Source organism: Metabacillus sediminilitoris (assembly GCF_009720625.1).
GTDB classification, from domain to species: Bacteria; Bacillota; Bacilli; order Bacillales; family Bacillaceae; genus Metabacillus; species Metabacillus sediminilitoris.
The window spans coordinates 2,509,582-2,527,312 of sequence record NZ_CP046266.1 but is presented as its reverse complement, the minus strand read 5'-3'; the positions used below and the strand labels follow the sequence as shown (position 1 = coordinate 2,527,312).

The 17,731-nt window shown below is 37.9% G+C and carries 16 protein-coding genes and 2 pseudogenes; 3 read left to right on the top strand and 15 right to left on the bottom strand.

What is annotated here, in order from left to right:
• Window positions 1–114: 114 nt before the first annotated feature.
• The 5 genes from bioB to bioW are packed head-to-tail and all read right to left on the bottom strand — an operon-like array spanning window position 115 to window position 5,103.
• Window positions 115–1,122, bottom strand: coding sequence for a biotin synthase BioB (gene bioB, locus GMB29_RS12005; RefSeq protein WP_136358730.1), 1,008 nt, complete (start codon window positions 1,120–1,122; stop codon window positions 115–117).
• Complete coding sequence (gene bioD / locus GMB29_RS12000; protein ID WP_136358764.1) at window positions 1,119–1,820, bottom strand: dethiobiotin synthase; 702 nt, start codon at window positions 1,818–1,820, stop codon at window positions 1,119–1,121. The genes bioB and bioD overlap by 4 nt, the downstream gene beginning before the upstream one ends.
• Window positions 1,820–2,992, bottom strand: a complete 1,173-nt coding sequence (gene bioF / locus GMB29_RS11995; protein WP_136358729.1) for an 8-amino-7-oxononanoate synthase — start codon at window positions 2,990–2,992, stop codon at window positions 1,820–1,822. The genes bioD and bioF overlap by 1 nt, the downstream gene beginning before the upstream one ends.
• Window positions 2,979–4,337 (bottom strand): adenosylmethionine--8-amino-7-oxononanoate transaminase, encoded by a 1,359-nt coding sequence (bioA, locus tag GMB29_RS11990; protein ID WP_136358727.1) that lies wholly within the window; start codon window positions 4,335–4,337, stop codon window positions 2,979–2,981. The genes bioF and bioA overlap by 14 nt, the downstream gene beginning before the upstream one ends.
• Complete coding sequence (gene bioW, locus GMB29_RS11985) at window positions 4,309–5,103, bottom strand: 6-carboxyhexanoate--CoA ligase (protein ID WP_136358725.1); 795 nt, start codon at window positions 5,101–5,103, stop codon at window positions 4,309–4,311. The genes bioA and bioW overlap by 29 nt, the downstream gene beginning before the upstream one ends.
• 398 nt (window positions 5,104–5,501) lie before the next feature.
• Here bioW and GMB29_RS27400 point away from each other — a divergent pair, with 398 nt between their 5' ends.
• Together GMB29_RS27400 and GMB29_RS11975 are read left to right on the top strand one after the other, a co-directional pair.
• Complete coding sequence (locus GMB29_RS27400; RefSeq protein WP_227551673.1) at window positions 5,502–5,708, top strand: hypothetical protein; 207 nt, start codon at window positions 5,502–5,504, stop codon at window positions 5,706–5,708.
• A 376-nt stretch (window positions 5,709–6,084) separates the two neighbouring features.
• A pseudogene (locus tag GMB29_RS11975) lies at window positions 6,085–6,378 on the top strand (IS110 family transposase); the annotation flags it as partial.
• A gap of 236 nt (window positions 6,379–6,614) precedes the next feature.
• Here GMB29_RS11975 and GMB29_RS11970 read toward each other — a convergent pair.
• From GMB29_RS11970 to GMB29_RS27680, 10 genes and pseudogenes are all read right to left on the bottom strand, one after another.
• Window positions 6,615–7,625 (bottom strand): aliphatic sulfonate ABC transporter substrate-binding protein, encoded by a 1,011-nt coding sequence (locus GMB29_RS11970; protein ID WP_136358723.1) that lies wholly within the window; start codon window positions 7,623–7,625, stop codon window positions 6,615–6,617.
• A 29-nt stretch (window positions 7,626–7,654) separates the two neighbouring features.
• Window positions 7,655–8,986 carry an LLM class flavin-dependent oxidoreductase gene (locus GMB29_RS11965; RefSeq protein WP_136358721.1) on the bottom strand — a complete coding sequence of 444 codons (1,332 nt, stop codon included), beginning with the start codon at window positions 8,984–8,986 and terminating at the stop codon, window positions 7,655–7,657.
• 71 nt (window positions 8,987–9,057) lie between these two features.
• On the bottom strand, window positions 9,058–9,876 hold the full coding sequence (locus GMB29_RS11960; RefSeq protein WP_406600348.1) for an ABC transporter permease: 819 nt from the start codon (window positions 9,874–9,876) through the stop codon (window positions 9,058–9,060).
• 36 nt (window positions 9,877–9,912) lie between these two features.
• A complete protein-coding gene (locus GMB29_RS11955; RefSeq protein WP_136358719.1) occupies window positions 9,913–10,683 on the bottom strand; it encodes an ABC transporter ATP-binding protein in 771 nt (256 codons plus the stop codon).
• 654 nt (window positions 10,684–11,337) lie between these two features.
• Window positions 11,338–11,503, bottom strand: a pseudogene (locus tag GMB29_RS11950) (IS3 family transposase); the annotation flags it as partial.
• Window positions 11,504–11,512: 9 nt separating this feature from the next.
• Complete coding sequence (locus GMB29_RS11945; protein ID WP_136358717.1) at window positions 11,513–11,989, bottom strand: helix-hairpin-helix domain-containing protein; 477 nt, start codon at window positions 11,987–11,989, stop codon at window positions 11,513–11,515.
• Between the two features lie 133 nt (window positions 11,990–12,122).
• Entirely contained in the window at window positions 12,123–12,554 is a 432-nt protein-coding gene (locus GMB29_RS11940) for an NUDIX domain-containing protein (protein ID WP_136358715.1), read from the bottom strand.
• Between the two features lie 455 nt (window positions 12,555–13,009).
• Window positions 13,010–14,548 (bottom strand): HAL/PAL/TAL family ammonia-lyase, encoded by a 1,539-nt coding sequence (locus tag GMB29_RS11935; protein WP_136358713.1) that lies wholly within the window; start codon window positions 14,546–14,548, stop codon window positions 13,010–13,012.
• 19 nt (window positions 14,549–14,567) lie between these two features.
• Window positions 14,568–16,148, bottom strand: a complete 1,581-nt coding sequence (locus GMB29_RS11930) for a BCCT family transporter (protein ID WP_136358711.1) — start codon at window positions 16,146–16,148, stop codon at window positions 14,568–14,570.
• A gap of 18 nt (window positions 16,149–16,166) precedes the next feature.
• A complete protein-coding gene (locus GMB29_RS27680; RefSeq protein ID WP_264766601.1) occupies window positions 16,167–16,301 on the bottom strand; it encodes a hypothetical protein in 135 nt (44 codons plus the stop codon).
• 612 nt (window positions 16,302–16,913) lie between these two features.
• Between GMB29_RS27680 and GMB29_RS27010 the strand changes: the two genes are divergently transcribed.
• Window positions 16,914–17,072, top strand: a complete 159-nt coding sequence (locus GMB29_RS27010; protein WP_162878778.1) for a hypothetical protein — start codon at window positions 16,914–16,916, stop codon at window positions 17,070–17,072.
• The last annotated feature ends 659 nt before the right edge of the window (window positions 17,073–17,731 follow it).

Below are 17,731 nucleotides of genomic sequence, written 5' to 3'. Positions count from 1 at the left end.
CATTCTTTTTTTATCCCGTATTAACGAGCAGTAAAATCCCCATTTCCAAGCTAGAGTAGGACATGAAGCGCAGGTGGGCGATAACTTGCCCGTAAATGTCCGATAAGTCTCGCATTATTTATCTGCTGCTAATAGAGCTTTCATTTCATCTACTGATTCAATCTCAAAACCTAAGTCACGTAACATTTTATAATCATCACTTTCTTCTTGCCCAGCTGTTGTTAAATAATCACCAACGAAAACCGAATTGGCTGCGTAAAGCCCTAACGGCTGTAAGGAACGAAGGTTGACTTCGCGTCCACCGGAGATGCGAATTTCCTTCGTAGGATTAATAAAGCGGAATAATGCTAGCACTTTTAAGCAATAAAGTGGGTTTAATTCTTTCACTCCTTGTAGTGGCGTACCGTCAATGGCATGTAAAAAATTAACTGGAATGGAATCCGCGTCAAGAGCTTTTAGGCTGTTAGCCATATCTACTACATCCTGCTTCGTTTCCTTCATGCCGACAATTACACCTGAACATGGTGACATACCTGATTCTTTTACCATCTCAACTGTATTCACGCGATCATCATACGTATGTGATGTCGTAATGTTGGCATGGTTGCTTGCTGATGTATTGATATTATGATTGTAACGGTCTACCCCTGCTTCTTTTAAACGCTTTGCTTGTTCTGGCTTCAACAGTCCAAGACAAGCACAGATTTTTAAACCGTATGAATCTTTTATTTCCTTTACTGCTTCAACAACATGATCAATCTCTTTATTTGACGGCCCTCTGCCGCTTGCTACAATACAGTATGTTCCTACATTTAAATCATGGGCACGCTTTGCTCCTTCAAGGATGGTATCCTTATTGACCATTCGATATGATTTAATTGGAGCTGTTGAAATAGATGATTGCGAGCAATAGCCACAGTTTTCCGGACAAAGTCCAGATTTTGCATTCATGATCATATTGAGCTTTACTTTTTTGCCATAATATCTCTTTCTAATTTGGAATGCCCCATGCATGAGTAATAACACATCATCATCTGGACACTCTAAAATGGAAAGTGCCTCCTCATTTGTTACTTCCTTGCCCTCTAATACTTGTTCTGCTAGCTCCATCCATTTATTCATGATCTAATCCCCATTTCGTTAAGTAATAATGGCACATCTATGTGCTCTCTTACGATCTTTTGTATGTTTTCTATCGTTACTTCTTTCAGTTTTGGCGTTATTCCTAAAATAGGTACACCACATAATTCTTCAATTAATGCTGGGTTTGTTTTTTCTGCAAGATCTGGATGATCACTTATCCCATTGATCAAGACCCCAGCAACAGGTAGACCGAGACTTTTTGCGTATTGGACGGTTAGAAAAAGATGGTTGACTGTTCCAAGATTCGGCCGCGCTACGATCACAAGTGGCAGCTGCATCGCTTTTATTAAGTCACTAACTAAGAATCGTTCACCGAGTGGGACTGAAATACCGCCTGCCCCTTCTACGATAAAAAATTCGTGTTTTCTTCTGATCTTTTCCCAATGACTTATTACCTCTTCTAGCGTTACATACTTCCCCTCAAGCTTTCCTGCAACATACGGTGCAAGTGGCTCTTTAAATGCAAAGGGAGTAATCTCTTCATACGATAAAGATGTTTTGGACAGCTGTTTTAGCAAGCTTGTATCACTTGCAGGATCTTCACGAGAAATACCGCTTAACAATGGCTTAAACACGCCAACATCGATCCCTTTCTCTTTTAATACCGCTGCAAGCCCACTAGAAATAATGGTTTTTCCCACATTTGTATCTGTTCCTGTAACAAAAATACCATTCATCATTTGATGTTCAGCTCTTTTCCGATGAATTGAAAACACTCTAACAAATAATCGATATCTTTTGTAGAATGATCAGAGGTGACAGTCAGCCGGATACGACTTTCACCCTCCGGTACAGTTGGCGGTCTGATTGCAGGTGCATAGATCCCCTTTTCCTGCAGCTTTTCTGCAAAAAGGACTGCCTCATTCGGATCTCCGATGATCACTGGAATAATCGGGGTAATATCACCCTTTACGAGATAACCCATTTCTACTAAACTTGTTTTTATTTTTTTCACATTAGAAAATAACTGCTGGCGCTTTTCATGACTTTCTTCGATGACTTCCAATGCAACATAGGAAGCAGCACAAATTGCTGGCGGCATAGCGGTTTGAAAAATAAACGTTCGCGCATGGTTTAGCAAATAATTAATTAAAACGTGCGAGCCAGCAACAAAACCGCCTTCTGTACCAATTGCTTTACTAAGCGTTCCAATTACTACATCAGGACGAACACCGAAATAGTCACTTGTACCCCGTCCATTCTTCCCCAAAACACCTGTTGCGTGAGCATCATCCACAATCGTGTAGGAGTGATATCGTTTGGCAAGTGAGATTATCTGATCAAGAGGAGCAATCGTCCCATCCATACTAAAAACGCCATCTGATACGATAAAACGCCTTTTATATGAGGCTGTTTCGGTCAATTTCTTTTCAAGATCATCCATATCAATATGGTTATAAACAACTGTCTTCGCTTTTGATAGTCGGCATCCATCGATAATACTCGCGTGGTTTAATCGATCACTTAAAATGACATCATCTTTTTCAGGCAATGTTGATAACACACCGACATTTGCTAAATAGCCGCTTGAAAAAAGAAGAGCTCCCTCCGTTTGCTTAAAACAGGCGATTTTCTCCTCAAGCTTGTGATGCCAATCAGTATTACCAGTCGTTAATCTCGAGCCGCTGCTTCCTAATCCAAATTCATGGAGGATCGTTTCAGCGGCAGTTACCAAACGTTGATCGTTCGCCAACCCTAGATAATTATTAGATGAAAAGACAAGCTGTCCTTTGCCATCGATCAACATATTAGGACGAGGTGCCGTATTCATCGTTCGCAGTTTGCGATACAAGCCAGCCTCTTTTGTCTTGATTAGATGTTGATGTAACCATTCATCAAGCTCTGACATTTGTTACTCCGCTCGTGACCTCGATAATCGCTTCCTTCATAATCGCAACCATTGCATACAGCTCTTCCATTGTGCTGGCATGTGGCGGCATAAAGACAATCACATCACCCAGTGGTCTTGTTAACATACCGAGATCTCTCATTTTCAACGTAACGTGATAGCCAATCCGTTTTTCTGCAGGATAAGGCTCCTTTGTTTCTTTTGAGGAAACGAGCTCAACTCCACACATAAAACCAATCTGTCTGATATCGCCTACAGCCGGAAGCGATTGAAGCTCCCCGAGGAGTAATTGAAGATACTCTGACTTTTTAGCTACCTCTTCTACAATGTTTTCCGCTTCAAATAAACGTAAATTTTCAAGCGCAACAGCACATCCAAGCTGGTTTCCTGTATAAGAATGTCCATGAAATAACGTTTTTCGTTTTTGATAATCATCATAAAATGCTGTGTAAATCGCCTCTGTTGTTAAGGTAGCCGCAATCGGCAAATAGCCTCCGGTAATCCCTTTTCCAACAGCCATTAAATCAGGCTGAACATCTTCGTGTTCACAAGCAAACATTTTCCCTGTACGGCCAAAGCCGGTTGCTACTTCATCCACAATCATTAATACATCATATTTTGTACAAAGTGCCCGTACTCCTGACAAAAATCCCTCTGGCATGACAATCATGCCACCTGCCCCCTGTATCATTGATTCGATCGTCAGTGCCGCGATCTGATGGTGATGTTCCATCAGCAGCTGTTCAAGTATATGCAAGCATTCATCCCGGCACTGTACGGGGTCGCCGCTATTAGAGTGGTAGACATCCGGTATCGGTACTTTAAAGCCCTCAAACATTAACGGTCCGTACACTTGATGATAAAGATCAATCGAACCAACACTTACGGCGCCAATCGTATCACCATGATAGCCATTTTGCATGGCAATAAATTTTTGCTTCTCTGGTTTATCGATATTTTTCCAATATTGAAACGCCATTTTCAGAGCTATTTCCATCGCTTCTGCACCACTATCTGAATAAAAAACACGCGATAGCTTTTCGGGACTTAGTTCGATTAGTTTTTCAGCAAGCTCTGTTGCTGGAACATTTGTCATCCCTAACAAGGTCGAATGGGCAATGAGATCTAGTTGCTTCTTAATCGCTTCATCCAATTCCTTTTTTCTATGCCCGTGGACATTAAGCCAAAGGGCAGAAAATCCATCATAATATTCCTTACCATTTATGTCTTTCACTTTTATGCCATTGCCACTTTCGATGATCAAAGGATTTTCGTCATAATCCTTCATTTGTGTGAATGGCAACCAAAGATACTTTTTACTTTTTTCTATTAACTCGTGCGTCATTTCCTTCCTCCCATTGAACGAATAGTGGCTCATTTTCTAAGTAGTTTATGTATGAATCAAGATCACTCGCGCCATTTACAAAGAAGATTCGACATCCATGTTCATCACCATATGTTTTAAGCTTCGTAATCCGCTGATAGCCTAACTCTTTACTTGCAACATAACCTGTTATATATTCAGGATCATCTGACCAGCATAATTCTGCCACAGTTGCAGGGTGCCTATTAACCTTTGTTGCAAGAACAAGAGCCTCCTTCACCCGTTGACTTACAAGCATATTGTTGTAGGTAGCCCATTTTTCATAATTCGTGGTTAACCAGTCCATCCTGGAAACCCGAACTCCTTTATCGCTGCGATCATCCACGCGTTTACCTGAGTGAATATCAAACAAAATCGCCCCTCTAAGACCGGAACATTCTTTCATTTGCTGGTAGGCTTTCTCGATGCACACGATCGGAACCCCTGCTTGTTCTAAAAGATTCCTAGCTATTAATTGCCCTTCCTCTACCGATTCCACTTCAATGGTTCCAACTTGTAATGGCTTGCATTTCGTAATCGGTTTATCAATTAATTCAATCTGAATCTGCATAAAATCAGGATTTCCTCTTGAATGAGTTAACGCTTTGTCTAACAGGACATTTACGGCATCTTTCAAATGACTATAAGTTGAAATTTGTTCACCGCCAGAAATATGCTTTCCACCATCTTCATGTGCTCCATTCTTGGAAGCTCTCATTCTAACACTAAAAAGATTTTCCTCGATCAAACTCGGGTAACCTCCTTCTCTCGGAATCTTATTGCATTCTCAAAACTTCATTTCATTTGTTCTCATGTATAATTTGCACTCTCACGTTTTAATTGTTAACCTAAACTAATAAAAGGTTAACAATTTAAATAGTAAAATCCATAACATAATTTGTCAATGTTATTTCTCTTTTAACATTTCGGTCTATTATTCAATGTTTTGCTGCGGTCACCTTGTATTTGCATAAAAAGACAGCCTCTGATTAAGCCGTCCTCTTTTGGAGTAAAGTGGTATGGTAGGAAATTTCAGTGGCTGGATTCACGTATTCCTTTTAAGGTTATCGTTCATTTTGATTTAGATGTACTGGACTTAAGGGATTTCGTTCTCTTTTAATAGCTAATCCTGATACTTACGATAAAATGGTTGGGAAAGTCCCAAAGGGCTCTAGCATCGAAACGATAATACGGGTCCTTCAAGATTTAGCAAAAGCACATGATGTTGTAGGATTAGGTATTACAGAACATTTTCCATGGGATGCTTATGCCTTACAAAATATGTTGCAGCCACTTCCATTAATAGGAGATTTCAATAAAGATGACAAACCTCCTTTTAACTGGATTTTCTAAAAAGAAAGGAAATTTTCCTTTTTATAAAAAAAAAAGACATCATTGCGATTTAGTGTGATGTCTTTTTACTTTTTTCATTAATCATTAAATAAACAAAATTACTGCTTCGTTATTCCACAAATGCTGCCCGCTCGTATTATATGGTCAGCCAGATATTTCTGTTGACCATTTTTTATATGGTTTATTATAACAGTAGCCTAGGTAGAACGTACCTGCACGTGGGGCTTGACCCCGTCAATTATACCGTTCGCCCCCTACTTGTAGAAACATGATTGAGGCTGGTTGGGACGTAGATCTCGTATAACAAGTGAAGGTGTGACACTCATGGAGGAATTAGGGGTTACTGACAAATTACTAGATTAGGAGGAGATTTAGAATGAATCCAGTCGTAGGTCTGGATATATCTAAAGAAAAAAGTCAAGTTCAAGCATTTCTAGATAAAGGTAAGCCATATCGTAAGAGCTTTAAAGTAGGTCATACTCTTGAGGGACTTAGTTCACTTGTATCGTTTCTTGAGGATGAAATGCAAGTTTCTGGGAAGAAACCTTCAGTAATATTAGAAGCCACTGGGCATTATCAAACTCCAGTCGTTCAATACTTGGAAGAACGAGGATATATATTGATTTCATATAAGGCAAGAGGATCAAGTTTAAGAAAAGTAAAAACAGATCCTCCTGCATTTGATACGGCAGCTCCCCTGTTCATCCGTGATCCAGTTCATGGCTGCTTAAACAATGGGATATTTAATTCCAAGTATATTGCATATTCTTAAACTACCGCTTAACTATGTAGCACCAATATGACTTTTGAGTACATGGTTCAACGAAAGTGGTAGTTGAAATATGGATATGAAATATAAACGATATGTGTGTATTATTCTTTTAAGCGGTTTTAACTATTTCCTTTTTATTTTAAAGCATTGTCAACGAATGTATTATCAATAACTTTAGAAATGTCGATTTTTTTGTCTATAACTCCTTCTTCATATAAAAAATCTGCCTGCTCTTGCTGTGCTTTGGCAAATTCATCAGTTGTAGGTGAGAGAATTGATTCTGTTTTTTCATTTACTTCGAGAATAATTTTCTCATCTACACCTTGTACTTCTGCCAATTCTTTTGATATCGTTTCAATATTTTCATCATATTCTTTACGCGCATCCTCATATGCCTTTAAAAATAGTTCCGTATATTCTGGATGCTCCTCTGTAAATCCTGTTCTGGAAATGAGGAATCCAGGTGATAATAAATTGATATCTTCTGAAGTAAGAATAGGTACTGCTCCTAATTGATGAATCGCTGTTGTCAAGTAAGGTTCCCATATCGCCCATACATCAACAGATCCATTCTCAAAGGCTGCACGCGCTTCATCTGGCTGTAACGGTACAATTTCAATGTCTTTAGCTGAAAGCCCGTTTTTATCAAGTGCAGCGAATAAGAAATTGGAAGAACCACTTCCCGGTGCGACAGCGACCTTTTTACCCTTTATATCTTCTATACTTTTAAATGTTGCATCTTTTCTCGCTAAAATTGCGTAATTTTTTCTCCCATCACTCGTTACCCCAATAGCACGGAAGTCGATACCTCCAGCTTGGCCAGCAATTAGTGGCGTTCCCCCAGTAGCACCAAAATCAAGCCTTCCTGATGCAATGGCTTCAAAATGCGGTGGTCCACTTGTAAATTCAGCCCATTTTATTTCAACAATTTCATTCTCAAATGCTTTCTCAAAGATTTTTTCGTTTCTTGCATAATTCAGTACACCTACTTTTCCTTGAACGCCTATGTTAATGATGGTTTTTTCTTGTGACTCTCCTCCACTGCTCGTTACCTGGCCAGCACCGCATGCACTTAATATAGATAAAACGGCTAGTAAAAAGATAAGAAAAACCTTGTTCTTCCAATTTTTATGGATTGTTTTCATTTTTCATCCAACCTCGCTTTATTTTAAAGTTAAATAGACATAAACTGATTGTCTGGTATAGCAAGACCGTAATGTTCCCTCAATGTATTTCCAGTATATTCTGTTCTAAACAAACCTCTTTTCTGTAATTCTGGTATAACTAGACGAATAAATAGATCAAAGTCAGGATTCATTATTTGAGGCATAATATTAAACCCATCAGCAGCTCCATTTAGAAACCAGTACTCTAGTTCATCTGCAATTTTTTGCGGGGTGCCAACAATCGTGTAATGACCTCTTCCTCCCGCAAGTCGGATTAACAGTTGCTTGAGTGTAAGATTTTCTCTTTGCGCCAATTCAATGATTAATTCGGTGCGACTTTTATGACCTTGAATTTCTTCAATAACAGGTAGCTCTGGTAATGGCTCATCCAATTTAGCAGAGGTTAAATCTGTTCCAATCCGATTAGATAATTGCATCAGGCTATGATCAAAATTCATTAATTCCTGTAATTTAGATTCTGTTTCAATTACTTCCTCTTTGGTTTCTCCGATAATCGGACAAATACCAGGTAATATTTTGACTTGATCAGGATTCCTTCCATTTTTCTTTACTCTCTCTTTTACTTTGTTGTAGAATGCTTTAGCATCTGCAAACGTTTGCTGGGCCGTAAAAATCGCTTCAGCGTATGTTGCTGCAAATTCCTTCCCATTCTCTGAGGTTCCTGCTTGAACAAGAACAGGCCTTTTTTGAGGTGAACTAGATATGTTTAAAGGTCCGCGAACTTTAAAAAACTCCCCTTTATGATTGATTTCATGCACTTTTCGGCTATCTGCAAAAATCCCGGATTCTTTATTTAATATGACTGCATCATCTTCCCAGCTATCCCAAAGCTTAATGCTCACATCTAAAAATTCCTTCGCCCTTTTATATCGAAGGGCATGATCTGGAATCTTATCAAGGTTGAAATTTTGTGCTTCACTATCAGTGCCTGAAGTGATAATATTCCAGCCTGCACGTCCATTGCTCAAGAAATCCAATGATGAAAATCTTCTAGCAACATTGTAGGGTTCATTAAAACTTGTTGAAACCGTTCCGATTAATCCGATTTTTTCGGTCACAACCGCCAAAGCTGATAATAAAGTTGTTGGCTCAAAAGGAGTTAGCGCACCATATTTAACTGATTTTGATGATGTTGAGGTACGATCCGCTAAAAAAATGGAATCCATTTTTGCTTGTTCAGCTTTTTTGACTAATTCCTTATAATACGTAAAGTTAAATAAATGTTCTGTTGGAGCATCGGGATAACGCCAGGATGCTTCATGATGTCCCATACTGGCTAAAAATAAATTAAGATGCATTTTCCTATCATGGTTATTCATTTAGGTATCCCCCATTTATTTATAAATTTTTTTATTAAATTAGCACACGTTCACTTATGCAACGATTACAGCTATCCTTTAAAATTTTCACGCCACTTTAATAATCTTTTTTCAAAATACCGAATAAGCGAATCTGTGAGTTTTCCAAATAGAGCGAAAATAATGATTCCAACAAAAATAACAGAAGTTTGTGAGAAAGTTCTTGCATCGACAATCATGTACCCAATTCCTTCACTTGACCCCATCAGCTCTGCTCCCACTAGGGCTACCCATGATGCACCTAAAGATAATCGAATTCCCAACAGAATATTCGGCATTGCTGATGGAATTATAAGCTTCGTTATTTGTTTCCATTTACTAAATTCAAGAACTTTTGCAACATCTAATAGCTTAGAATCTACTCCTCTGATACCTAAGAATGTATTGACGTAAATAGGAAAGAAAGATGCCTTAGCAATTAGAAGCGTTTTTGAAAACTCACCAAAGCCAAACCATAAAATAAATAAAGGGAGGACAGCCAAAGTCGGTATCGTTCGAAACATTTGCACTGTAGGATCTATTGACTGTTCCACTTTGCTAAAGAAACCGACAAAAACCCCTGCAACTAAGGCGAGAAACCCGCCAACGAAAAAGCCGCTAAGCGATCTGCGGAGACTAACCAGAAAATGATGCAGTAATTCCCCTCTCACAGAAAGTTCAATAAATTTTTGAAATACAGTACTAGGTCTTGGCAATAAAGTTTCCGGTACCATTTGTAGAAATCCAGTGAGCTCCCAGCAAAAGAGGATGATAATTGGCAGTCTAATTCCTCTAAGGAATCGCATGAATTTTTCATATTTTGTTCCTTGGCTAAAATCTACTAATCTCTTTGTATTAAAATGAATAGGTATCGCGACATCTTCTTTTTTATTCAATTCATTTCCCTCCTATATTCCAGCACTATTTATTAACTCTAGTTCATCCACCTTTTCAAATTTATTTAAAATTAAGTTTCTTATTTCTTGAAAGGATGATGTCGATTTTTTCCTAGGAAATGGCAGGTCAACTGCTACGATATCATTGATAGATCCCGGTTTTGCATTCATAATGATTACTTTATTTGCAAGATAAATCGCTTCATCAATGTCATGTGTAACAAATAACATTGTCGTACGATTTTCCTGCCAAATATCAAGAAGAACCTCTTGCATATGCGAACGTGTAAAAGCATCTAATGCTCCAAACGGTTCATCAAGTAACAATACCTTTGGGTTTCTCAATAATGCTCTTGCAATAGCAACTCTTTGAGCCATCCCCCCTGACAGTTCCTTAGGAAACGATGCTTCGAAACCTTCAAGGCGAACCAGTTTAATCAATCTCTCTACTTCTTTTGTTATTTCTTCGCTATGGATTGGAAGGTCTGCAGCTATATTTTTTTCTACAGTCATCCAAGGAAAAAGCCGCGGTTCTTGAAAAATAAAACCTTTGTCAATAGAGGGAGTTTTCACCTCGCTTCCTTCTAAATAAATATGACCGTCATAATGAGAATCAAGTCCTGCTATTGCTTTCAATAATGTACTCTTGCCGCAACCACTAGGACCAATGATGGTTATAAATTCACCCGTTTCGCATTGAAAATTGACATCATGCAAAGCATTTACTTTACCTTTTGTAGTATCAAAGGTTTTATATAGATTTTGGACTTTTAACAAAGACATACAAACACCCTCTCATCTTTTATTTCTCCTTTAATATAGTAAAAGGCTCCTAAAACTTGTGTTTTTACAAGTCTAGGAGCCTCCATTCGTTTGGTCGGCAATTCAGTTGTAGTAAAGCATAAATTGTGAACAAGAATACTATAACCTTCTTCTATTTTCTTTTAGACAACAAAGGCTCCTAACACTTGTATTTTTTACAAGTTTAGGAGCCTCCTTTCGTTTGGTCGGCAATTAAATTCTAGTGCGTTAATAATTGTGAAGAACAACTTCTAACAATCTAAAATTTCATCTCAACTATTAAAATAAGATAAATTCATTTTAATCCTTATTATTCCTAGTTGTCAAGAAGGAATTAGAAATGAATTTAAAAGAGTAATTCAATTTGGAATATAATAAAATCAATTTCGAATATGGCAATTGCTTTCAGTTTGGTTACGTTTGATTACCAATAAGATAGAGGTTTTTTATGTGTGCAGATACTTTGCAGCAGGCATTAATACTGGATTTTATTAATGTAGTTTACTTGGTTTATCTGAACAAACTTTTTTACTTGTGATAGGGTTCACCGCATATCACCAAAGGCCATAGTTAATTTAAAATATGGGTTCATTTATGATTTGAAGTGAACCCATAAAGTTAGACAGATTTTTTGTTTTAAGCGGCTTGTAGGGCATGTACTCGGTATTGAACCGGGCTCATACCTTTTAATTTTGCCTTTAATTCGTTTATGGTTATAGCATTCTATATACTTCGACAGTTCTTCCTTAAAGTGTTCAACACTTTCAAATTCCTTTAGATAAAGAAATTCAGATTTTATAATACTAATACTCTATTCATTTTTTGGCTTCTTTTCATACCAAGGAGTTGTAGGTCTTGTAGCAGGATACCCATATTGCTCACGATACTGTTTCCTCTCATCTGTAAAATACCACCAACTCTTATCGCTATCAGGATAATTTGCGTGATAAACTATGCAACGCAAAGAATCTTCCACACAGGGGTCTTCCCAATATCCGAATCGTTCTTCCAATTTATCAGTTAATTTAGCACCGTCTTCATTTTTAATCTCTTCAAGAGAATAAAATTCCAATTCAGTTACCCATTGAGCCAACTTTGATCCAATAGAAGGTATGGATTGAAATTGAGCTAAAGCTCGAAGATATTTGGCACGTTCGGAAGAAGTTTTTAGACACTTGGATAATGAAGAGACATCCATATCAGCAATCTCACTTAATTTTACTTTACATCTTCTTAAATTTAATTTTTCTTCGGATGTTAACGGTAGTTTTGGAGAAGTCTTTTTCATTTAAAATCACCCTAATTCCATATTGCCGTTGTAAATTTATTTAGACAACGAGACATATTTGTCTAAATATAATATTTTGATGGTTCTTTTTCAACAAACCTGCCCTTAAGCAAAATTAAAAACAACCTTTGCTTTAACCTATTTTAAGATTCTCCTTTAATTCAACCAACTTATTTTTAATAAAAGAATCTGTATGATCAGGTAATTGGTCTAATTTGAAAAATTCAGCTTCTATTTCCTGATTCTCATCAGGTGTTAATACTCCTGCATAGTCTGTACATAAATAACCTATTGCAACAGTATGATATTCATCTTCACCGTTCTCAGGTTTTGTATTTAAATCCTGACCAGAATAGACACCAAATAAATGTAGAGAATTTAAAATTAAACCTAAATCTTCTTTTACATTTCTTTTAATGCAATTCTCAACTGTCTCATTTATCTGCAATATCCCACCTGGAATTCCCCAAGATGCACCTGAATAACTGTACAATAAAATTTCTCCTTTATTATTGATAATGGCTACGCTTGGTCGTACTATTATCAGTGGTGCATTTCCAATCATTTCTCTAATATCTTCACAATACCCCCTATAGTCCTCCTATGATAATTGATTAATGATCTTTGTAACATTTCCTAGACAACAACTACCATGTGTATTGTATACCTCGCAGGTACATCATCACCAACAGGTAAAGTCTGCCCAGGATCAAAAAGAATTCATCCATAAACTGTTTATTAGCTTGTTAATCCTCGAATTCGAAAGTACAGAATGGCCCTGTGTTTCTAGTGAATGTTTTTACACCAGGACAGTTTAAAACATTGTGAATACCCTTTTTAGAATCAAAGAAAAGGATTTGTAGTTTAGTATCATATAGTTCGGTGAGCATTAGAAAAAAACAAATCCCGATTTTATCATTTTTTTCAAAAGATAAATCGGGATTTGTATGATGGAAAACTTTTACCATTGTAAATCCGCATTTTCCTAGACGCTGCCCCTTAAGGAACCCCCAATCGGTCCTAAAGTAGTTTTCCAATCGTATCTTCTACAAGATCGATGATTTCGCCAGAATGAATGATCTCCCTTAACGTTTGTAAATGAGGATAAAGGTATGTGTCCTCCTCCATTTTTGGTACAGAGTGAGCAATTCGGGTTAAAACAGCTCTTGTGGCAGAACCCGGTAATAAATCGCTTTCCACGAACTGATGGGCACAATATATAGATAACAGTTCAATGGCTAACACATATTCAAGCTTACTAGCCACCTCACGCGCTTTTTTAGCAGCATTGTATCCCATTGCTACATAATCTTCCTGGTCAGCACAGGTTGGAATACTATCTACCGTAGCCGGATGGGATAATATTTTCATATCATTTAAAAGACCTGCTTGTGTGTATTGCGGAATCATCAGTCCAGAGTTGAGCCCCGCTTTATGGATGAGAAAAGAAGGATAGCCGGAAAGCTGACCATTGATGAGGCGATTATTACGCCTTTCTGACATCTTGGCAATTGCTGTGGCGGCAATACATGCAGAATCTAACTCGATTCCCACATACGATGAATCACAATTACATCCCGATATTGCTCCGCCGTTTTCCTCGTCTGGCCATAAAATTGGGTTATCACAACATGAATTTATCTCAATTTCGATCGTTTTCAACGCGTCCTGAAGCGTTTTCTTTGCGGCTCCGTGCAGCTGTGGAAGAGCACGCAAAGATAACGCATCCTGTAATCGATAATCGACGAACTTCTTTGCAATCATGGAGTCGCTTAACATTTTTCGAATGTTAAATGCGGTATTTCTTTGATCCTCATGTGGCCGAACGCTCATCAACCGGTCGTCAAAAGCATTTGTAGTTCCTTTTAACACTTCTAGAGTCATTGCTCCGATAATATCGGCGACTGTAGCCGCCTTTAACATATCAAACAATGCTAATGCTCCAATGCCTGTCGGGCTTGTTGTCCCGCTGATAAGCGCCAGTCCCTCCTTTGCTGAAAGCACAAGCGGCTCCATGCCAACTCTGCCTAAAGCTTCCTTCGCAGGTAGGAGCTCTCCGTTCACATACGCCATCCCTTCACCAATCAGTACAAGCGCTATATGAGCTTCCGTGCATAAATAGCCGACAGAACCTTCCCGGGGAGCAAAGGGGGTCAGGCGGTTATTTAAAAACTGTCGATACATCTCCAAAGTTTCGATTCGCACCCCCGAATACCCTTGTCCCAAATTTTGCAAGACCATAAGTATCGTAGCCCTCACTTCTTCCTCCGTTAGCGGTTCTCCTACTGACGTAGCATGGGATAGAAGGATATTCCGTTGTAATTGAGCCGTTTCTTCCTGGGATATCAACTCTGTAGAAAGAGCACCGAAACCAGTATTGACTCCGTACATTACCTTTCCTTCTTTTATCCGCTTTTCAACGAGTTGACTAGACATTTCTACCCGCCTTCGGTAGACATCGGAAAATTCAACCAAGGCACCAAATCGTGCAACTGCCACAAATTCTTCGAGACTAATCGGATCACCAAGGGTTACTTTTTTATTATCTTTGGCATGCATGTTTTTTCTCCTCACTTACTTACTTTTCAATTTTATCAATGAAGAACATTTTAATCGCAGACACGACTTGCAACACGAAAACAAATAGGATGGATGAGCCGCCAAGTGCTGCTAGATACTTTACACCATCGACCCCTTGTGCCCCTCCAGCGAAAGCGACCATTACGAAAGCTATAATCCCAATAGAAAGTGCCCAAAGAAGTTTTTTCCAATTTGCAGGCTCTTCGTCATGTTGAATGTTTACAGTACATAAAGAAGAAATTGTACGTACCATTGCATCAGCACCTGTAGAAAAAGAAAGAATGAGCGAAAACATGATAATAGGAATAATGACTGCGCCTAAAGGCAGATTGGCTAAAAATGACCACAAAGCTGCCATTGCCCCGCTCTCTTTGATTGTACCCACTAAATCGACAACGTTGTTCTGTTGCCAGTGCAGCGCCGTTCCACCCCAAATACCGAACCAAATAATACTGAATACTGAAGGTAAAATCCAGTTAACAATCATAAATTCACGAATCGTGCGGCCGTGTGAGATGACGGCAAAAAAGATACCCATTAGCGGAGCATAAGCAATCCAAATCGCCCAGTCGTACAATGTCCACCACATAACAAGAGCTTCTCCACCTAAATCAATTGGATCAAGTCCCCATTGCCAAAAGTTCTGCAGCCAGTATCCTAAACCAGCGGTGGATGTTCGAAAGATAAATAATGTTGGACCGATAATAATGAGTGCAATGAGAATGATATAAAATACTTTTGCATTGAAATCTGATAAAAATCGAATTCCTTTATCTAATCCTTTTAAAGAGGATAGTGTAAACATTGCCGTAATCACTAACGTTAACACGAGCCACACGATCGGCCCTTGTTGGATACCGTATGTCGCCTCGATACCCGAACCAACCAATGCTAGTCCTGCTCCTAGCGAAGATGCTAACCCTAATGCGATGGCTAACACGGATAATGTGTCGATTATACTTGACCAAATCCCTTTCGTCACTTTATCACCAAACAATGGAATTAACGTTGAGGTTACAGACAATGATTTCTTGCGATTAAAATACATATAGGCAACGACTAGACCACTCAATGAATACATTGCGTATGGTATGAAAGACCAATTGTAAAAACTGCGCCCCATGGCAAAGATTGCTGCAAGGGGCGTTCCCGGTTTCACTCCGGTTTGATTCATTTCACCATAAATATTGCCAAAGTAAATGATCGGTTCATTCACTCCATATGTTATGAGCCCTGTTGCAATTCCACCTGATAGTGCCATCGCAAACCAAGAACCAAACGAATACTTAGGTTTAGCGTCTTCCCCGCCCAAACGAACTTTACCTATCTTTGAAAATGTTACGAGGCCAACAATTACTAACGCCACAATGGATATGATTTGATAGAGCCATCCAAGCCCTCTTAATGACGCTATAAATCCGTTCATGGAAATGTCAGCTAACATTTTATTGTTAACGATTCCTAGAACTGCTCCTCCTCCTACAATAAGAAAAGCCGGCCAAAATACACCTTTACGTGTTTTTTGTTGTGAGTGTGCTGCTATTTCCACACCATTCTCTTTTTTCACTTCCAATGACATAGAAATTCCACCTTTTACCTAGTATTGTTTGTAAACCGGATAAAAAAAATATTTGGCAAGATAGCCACCAACATGACCAAATCCCTGTGCCATTACACGTAATCCTTTTACTTTAATACCTACGCCTTGAATAATACCATCCTTATTCCACACGCTGTCGTCCTTGCCTTTCTTTAGTTTGAAAATCTGTACCTTCAACCTATAATTTTATCATTTGTTGCCGCTTTCATTTTTACCTACCAGTTGAATTATTTTCATTTTATATGAATATTCTAAAAATTTTATTATAAATTAATGATTATTTTATAATTTATATCAACACATTTTTAATATTTTTGTTTTTTATAATTTATATTAAAAATTTTTCTCTTTATTTTCGGTGTCGAGCCAACTTTTGGAAAAATTGGTTCGATTAGGTCTAGAAGTCTTACTACAACAGTTAAACTCTAAAAACACTAAATCGTAAATACTAGCTTCTACTATTTATTAAAATTTAGCGTGAATTTAAGTGGATTTTAGAATTTATATTAAAACACTATTCTTATTAAACTGACAAGAATGAAACTGTCAACCCACTGAACTAAGCCTATATTTGCTCCCCTTCACCCATCTTACTATAAGATATATATAGCATTACCGTCGATGACGATCACTCAATTAAAGCCCCTCTTTACTTTAAGTAAAATTCGCTTAAATCCTCGGGATATACCGAGTGTTTTTTTGTAAATAATAAGATTGTTAAATAATAAATTGAGGAGGGCTTGTATGCAACAGGATCAACAAGCTAAAGAGAATTTGGGTTCTATTATGAAACCAGAATTTGCCGGAACAGATGCACAAAAAGTAAAACAAGAAATTCAAAAAGATGTAAGCGAAGGACAAGGAGCAATGACTTCCAGAGAAGCAGGAGCAATGCGTGATTAAAAAACCACTCTAAGTGGTTTTTTCTGCTTCAAGATTAAACACTTTACATCTCTCATTTGGATTTGATGGAGATGCTGCAAATTTAATGATTAAGCACGGTTGGTTTGAAAGAGCACCTCAAGCAATTGACCGTAAGTATCTAGCTAAAGTAAAAACAATCTGTACTAATTTTATAAAGGAGTTGCTCCACAATCTGGCACGATTGTTGAACATAAGTTTAATTGCATTCTTCCGCTTACCTGCGTCTTTAGTTGAAGAAAAAAGCTTTACTTCTAATTGAAGTAAAGCACCTGCTAGTTCAACAAGTTATTCATTTGGTTAATAAATATATCTAAAAGGTTGATATTTTCCTTGCTCTATATCGGATTTATATTAGTCGCCATTATTTCTAAAAGAGGGTCCACTTTTTTATCACGGATATTATACCTGCCTTTTATTTAGAAAGCTGGCGCTTCTAATCTTTGGATATTCTAATATCGGTGATTAGTCACCCTCCAAAACACTAGATTCAACAAATCGAAAAACAATTAAATTAAGGAAGTGATTCAAAAAGACAAATTCTCAAGATCTCCACAAGAGTTAAGGCAAAGAACTCGGAGGTTTTTTAGTGAACATAACTCCTTGGTTGGAACAAATTTCTTTGATTGATTAATATGATT